The following is a 5,271-nucleotide window of genomic DNA, read 5'->3' as shown; positions in this document are numbered from 1 at the left end:
GTTGAATTTCGTCACGCTTAGTACCACGCAGCAGAACACCTACGTTCTCACCAGCACGGCCTTCGTCCAGCAGTTTGCGGAACATTTCAACGCCAGTACACGTTGTTTTCACCGTATCTGTGATACCAACGATTGCAACTTCGTCACCCACTTTAACGATACCACGCTCAACACGACCAGTCACTACAGTACCACGGCCAGAGATGGAGAATACGTCTTCGATTGGCAGCAGGAATGGCTTGTCAATGTCACGCTCTGGTTCTGGAATGTAGGAATCCAGTGCGTCTGCCAGTTCAATGATTTTCGCTTCCCACTCTGCTTCGCCTTCCAGCGCTTTCAGAGCAGAACCACGGATGATTGGCGTATCATCACCTGGGAAATCGTACTGAGACAGCAGCTCACGGACTTCCATTTCAACCAGTTCCAGCAGCTCTTCATCATCAACCATGTCACATTTGTTCAGGAACACGATGATGTATGGAACGCCTACCTGACGACCCAGCAGGATGTGCTCACGAGTCTGTGGCATTGGGCCATCAGTTGCAGCAACAACCAGAACTGCGCCATCCATCTGAGCAGCACCCGTGATCATGTTTTTAACATAGTCGGCATGGCCTGGGCAGTCAACGTGCGCATAGTGGCGAGTTGGGGTATCGTATTCTACGTGAGAAGTAGAAATGGTGATACCACGCGCTTTTTCTTCTGGTGCGTTATCGATCTGATCGAATGCACGAGCGCTACCGCCGTAAGTTTTCGCCAGAACAGTAGTGATTGCTGCAGTCAGGGTAGTTTTACCGTGGTCAACGTGGCCGATAGTACCAACATTAACGTGCGGTTTTTTACGTTCAAACTTTTCTTTAGACATTAGATTGTTCCTCTAAAACACGGAATCGGTGGTTTCACCACATCAACCAAGCAGTCGCTTGTTAGGTATTTACAGGAAGAAAATTCAGGAGGCAAGAACAGGGGAAGTGGTGCTGATAGGCAGATTCGAACTGCCGACCTCACCCTTACCAAGGGTGTGCTCTACCAACTGAGCTATATCAGCACATCTTGGAGCGGGCAGCGGGAATCGAACCCGCATCATCAGCTTGGAAGGCTGAGGTAATAGCCATTATACGATGCCCGCGTGAACTCGGCTACCTGACTTTAATCAGCTGTTTATTGTATCTTAAGTATCTTCTCTGGAGTAGTAACTCGAGCAGAACACTCAAGACAAAAACTGGTTAATGGTGGTGGGGGAAGGATTCGAACCTTCGAAGTCTGTGACGGCAGATTTACAGTCTGCTCCCTTTGGCCGCTCGGGAACCCCACCTTTCCAAATTTTTAATGGTGCCGGCACCAAGAGTCGAACTCGGGACCTACTGATTACAAGTCAGTTGCTCTACCAACTGAGCTATGCCGGCATCAAGTGCTGCGCATTTTAGGTAGTGTTGGCCCCCGATGCAACAAAAAAATTGTTTTTTTTATTCTTTCGTTCACAAAACGATCACCACTGGCATTTTTGATGATTTTTTCAATAATATTGGTATAAATAATCAACAAAAATCATTACTGCTCAAGTAGCAAGAAACAGATTCACCGAATCTTTTTAAAAAATCATTCATACTACATTGGCTCTTTTTTAAAAAAAGTAAGAAATAAGCTAGAAAAACAAACAAGAAAATTGTTCGATTTTTTTACAATTTTGTATTTCCTATCAAAAAAATTACTAAAATCATAAAAAAATCTACGCCTGTAGTAACGCAACCGATATGATGAGATTTATTTTTTGTCGGATACGGGTGTTCACAACAACCTGTCCAACCTGCATAGACAGGCAGATGTTGGCTTATGAATAAGAAAGAATCTTTTTTGACGACTCCATATTTACAATTTGATCGTGAACATTGGGCAACATTACGTGACTCAGTGCCTTTGACACTCACAGCAGAAGAGATTGCTGCTTTAAAAGGGATTAATGAAGAGATTTCAATAGAAGAAGTGGTTCAGATCTATCTTCCATTGTCACGTCTACTCAATTTTTATATTAGTTCCAATTTGCGGCGGCAGGCCGTCCTTGAACAATTTTTAGGGACTGGTGGGCAAAAAATACCTTACATCATTGGCATAGCAGGCAGTGTTGCTGTTGGAAAGAGCACAACCGCGCGTTTATTACAAGCATTGTTAAGCCGCTGGCCCGAACATCGCCGCGTTAAACTAGTAACGACAGACGGTTTTTTACACTCTAATAATGTATTGAATGAACGTGGCTTAATGAAAAAAAAGGGCTTCCCTGAATCCTACGATATGCGCAACCTAGTGAAATTCGTCGCTGATATAAAATCAGGCGCCGAAAAAGTTACAGCACCAGTATACTCTCACCTCAGCTACGATATTGTCCCCAATGAACAACTAATCATTGAGCGTCCAGATATTTTGATCCTTGAAGGACTAAACGTGCTGCAAAGTGGTATGGATTATCCACATGAACCACATCATGTATTTGTGTCTGATTTTGTCGATTTTTCTATTTATGTCGATGCGTCAGAAGAGTTGCTCAAACAATGGTATATCAACCGTTTTCTTAAGTTCCGGCAAGGTGCTTTTTCTGATCCAGACTCTTATTTCCACAATTATTCTAAGTTAACTACCGAAACAGCGATAAAAGTTGCATCAGATATTTGGCTGGAAATTAATGGATTAAACTTACAACAAAACATTTTACCAACTAGAGAGCGCGCTAGCCTAATTATGACTAAAGGAGCGAACCACGCTATTGAAAGTGTCAGGTTGAGAAAATAAAGCAATAGCCGGAACTATTTCCGGCTTTGCATTCAACAACCTCTGAGGGAAATTTCACCACCAATATACGGTGTAATAACACCATTTATATCAAGCAGCAATGCCCCTTGTTGATCAATTCCACGAGCCGTTCCATAAACTTCCTGATTTCCAATAATCAGCTTTACTGAACGATTCATAAAATTATCTAATTTTAACCACCGGAAAAGAAATGGAGATAACCCTTCGTTTTCAAATTGAATTAACGCTTTTTTAAGCTCAAGAATGATTTCAGAAATTAATTTATTGCGTTCAACAACTATTCCCGCTTGCTGTAGATTAGTCCACTGCTGGTTAATCAATTTCTGCTGTTCACTACTCATTGAAATATTCATGCCTATTCCGATAACAATCTGAGCCGCATCACCCGTTTTTCCTATCAATTCAACTAATATCCCTGCCAGCTTTTTATCATCCAGATAGAGATCATTCGGCCATTTCACTTTTACTCTTTCAGCCCCCTGACGGTTAAGCACTTCCGCAATGACTATCCCAACAACCAGGCTTAATCCTATTGCTGCAGCTGGCCCTTGCTCCAAACGCCAATACATGGACAAATATAAATTTCTACCAAAAGCAGAAATCCACTGCCTGCCACGGCGCCCCCTTCCAGCATACTGATATTCGGCAACACAAGCGTCACCTGAATCGAGTTCTGACAACTTCTCCAGCAAATACTGATTGGTAGAATCGATAACAGGTATAACTTCGAGACGATCATTTGGCAGGTAACCTGCAATAAGCTCTTTATCCAGCAGATTCATTGATACAGGGAAACGATAACCCTTACCCGGGATAGTTAAAATTTCTACACCCCATTCACGAATGGTCTGAATATGCTTATTTATTCCCGCACGACTCATTCCTAATTCTTGACCAAGCTGCTGCCCGGAATGAACTTCGCCATCGGATAACACTTTAATTAATTTTAATGGGATACTAATATCTTTCATGAAATACATTCCACTGCATCTATCTCACCCTCACTACCAATGAAACGTACTTCAGGCTCTAAGAAAATATTAAATTTTTCTGCTACTTTTTTGCGTACATAAGTCGCCAAAGCAGTAATATCCTGACCCGTTGCATTACCTTTATTGATTAACACCAGTGCCTGTTTCATATGTATGGCAGCGTCACCAATACAATAACCTTTCAAGTGACATTGATCTATCAGCCAACCTGCCGCTATCTTTACATTATGTTCATCATGGTGATATTGAGGACATTCTGGATAATCAAATTTGATCTTTTGCGCCAATTCAATAGATACAATTGGATTTTTAAAAAAACTGCCAGCATTCCCGGTAATAACAGGAGCGGGTAACTTACTCTGACGCATTTCACAGACAGCATTGAATATGCGTTCTGGTGTTACGTCTTCACATGAGAACTGTGTTAAGCCGCCATAAGTTAATATTGGTTTCCAAACCTTATTTAATTGCAAGCCAACTGCTGTTATAGCATAGCCATCTTTATATTGATGTTTAAAGATACTATCTCTATAAGCAAATTGGCATTCATTTGCCATAAGATGAATCAGTTTGCCAGTTTTCAACTCTATTAGATCGACATATTCACAGACATGTTTAAATTCAATTCCATATGCACCAATATTTTGAATTGGTGCTGACCCCACATTTCCTGGAATCAACGCTAAATTTTCTAAGCCATAGATCTGTTGATGAAGAAGATGAACAATCAGCTGATGCCAGTTTTCACCAGCACCAACATGGATATGCCATGCTGTATCCGATTCTTGTATATCAACACCAAGAATACGATTCAATATCACAGTACCTTTAAAATTTTCGGTAAAAAGAACGTTACTCCCCCCACCAAGTAATAAAATGGGATGCTCTTTTTCCTCCGCTTCTTGCCATGCAGACAACAGTGATTCAACTGAAGTTACGGTAGAAATATGATCAGCACAGGCTGATATACCAAACGTGTTGAACGCTTTTAATTGGATAGATTGACAGGCAGACATTTACTTCAAGCTCGATAAGTAATTTATCTGTAGTCTATCAGACTCTACATTTGAAAGATAAATCAGTAGTTACCGGCTATGATAATAAGAAACTAAGAAACGCAAAAGGCCACTCGTTTGAGTGGCCTTTTGACTGGGTATTAAAGCTTGGCAGTTCCCTACTCTCACATGGGGAGACCCCACACTACCATCGGCGCTACGGCGTTTCACTACTGAGTTCGGCATGGGGTCAGGTGGGACCGCCGCGCTATTGCTGCCAAGCAAATTCTATTTTACTTGCCGAACATATTATTTATGGTGCTGATACCCAGATTCGAACTGGGGACCTCACCCTTACCAAGGGTGTGCTCTACCAACTGAGCCATATCAGCATGAGCTATTTTCGTTCACTATTGATGTGATTCCGAATGCTGAAATAAAAAAAGCTGCCTTTTGGACCGGCAACCTTGTTTAATTGA

The 5,271-nt window shown here is 41.8% G+C and carries 4 protein-coding genes, 5 tRNA genes and 1 rRNA gene; 1 reads left to right on the top strand and 9 read right to left on the bottom strand.

Translation table 11 applies throughout. The features are described 5' to 3' along the window. The 5 genes from tuf to PSI22_RS20680 all read right to left on the bottom strand — a co-directional run. Positions 1 to 865 (bottom strand): elongation factor Tu (gene tuf, locus PSI22_RS20700; RefSeq protein ID WP_273581378.1); only part of this gene is annotated, 865 nt, incomplete at its 3' end. 107 nt (positions 866 to 972) lie between these two features. Beyond that, positions 973 to 1,048: transfer RNA gene (locus tag PSI22_RS20695), tRNA-Thr, on the bottom strand. A gap of 6 nt (positions 1,049 to 1,054) precedes the next feature. Beyond that, positions 1,055 to 1,129, bottom strand: a tRNA-Gly gene (locus PSI22_RS20690). Positions 1,130 to 1,230: 101 nt separating this feature from the next. Next, positions 1,231 to 1,315, bottom strand: a tRNA-Tyr gene (locus PSI22_RS20685). A 15-nt stretch (positions 1,316 to 1,330) separates the two neighbouring features. Then, positions 1,331 to 1,406: transfer RNA gene (locus tag PSI22_RS20680), tRNA-Thr, on the bottom strand. 427 nt (positions 1,407 to 1,833) lie between these two features. On the opposite strand from PSI22_RS20680, the gene coaA reads away from it, so the two are divergent. After that, on the top strand, positions 1,834 to 2,784 hold the full coding sequence (coaA, locus tag PSI22_RS20675; RefSeq protein WP_273581377.1) for a type I pantothenate kinase: 951 nt from the start codon (positions 1,834 to 1,836) through the stop codon (positions 2,782 to 2,784). Between the two features lie 32 nt (positions 2,785 to 2,816). Here the strand turns inward: coaA and birA are convergent, their stop codons facing one another. The 4 genes from birA to PSI22_RS20655 form a co-directional block, all read right to left on the bottom strand. Further along, positions 2,817 to 3,776 carry a bifunctional biotin--[acetyl-CoA-carboxylase] ligase/biotin operon repressor BirA gene (gene birA, locus PSI22_RS20670; protein WP_273581376.1) on the bottom strand — a complete coding sequence of 320 codons (960 nt, stop codon included), beginning with the start codon at positions 3,774 to 3,776 and terminating at the stop codon, positions 2,817 to 2,819. Beyond that, complete coding sequence (gene murB / locus PSI22_RS20665) at positions 3,773 to 4,813, bottom strand: UDP-N-acetylmuramate dehydrogenase (RefSeq protein ID WP_273581375.1); 1,041 nt, start codon at positions 4,811 to 4,813, stop codon at positions 3,773 to 3,775. Before murB ends, birA begins: the two co-directional genes overlap by 4 nt. A gap of 145 nt (positions 4,814 to 4,958) precedes the next feature. After that, a 5S ribosomal RNA gene (rrf, locus tag PSI22_RS20660) occupies positions 4,959 to 5,074 on the bottom strand. Between the two features lie 34 nt (positions 5,075 to 5,108). Next, a tRNA-Thr gene (locus tag PSI22_RS20655) sits at positions 5,109 to 5,184 on the bottom strand. Positions 5,185 to 5,271: the final 87 nt, after the last annotated feature.

It is taken from the genome of Xenorhabdus aichiensis (genome assembly GCF_028598775.1).
GTDB lineage: Bacteria > Pseudomonadota > Gammaproteobacteria > Enterobacterales > Enterobacteriaceae > Xenorhabdus > Xenorhabdus bovienii.
This window is presented reverse-complemented; position numbering and strand designations above follow the sequence as displayed.

Excerpts from the sequence above, each read along its gene's own strand:
- birA (WP_273581376.1), bottom strand. The coding sequence starts at position 3,776 with ATGAAAGATATTAGTATCCCATTAAAATTAATTAAAGTGTTATCCGAT.
- coaA (WP_273581377.1), top strand. The coding sequence starts at position 1,834 with ATGAATAAGAAAGAATCTTTTTTGACGACTCCATATTTACAATTTGAT.
- murB (WP_273581375.1), bottom strand. The coding sequence starts at position 4,813 with ATGTCTGCCTGTCAATCTATCCAATTAAAAGCGTTCAACACGTTTGGT.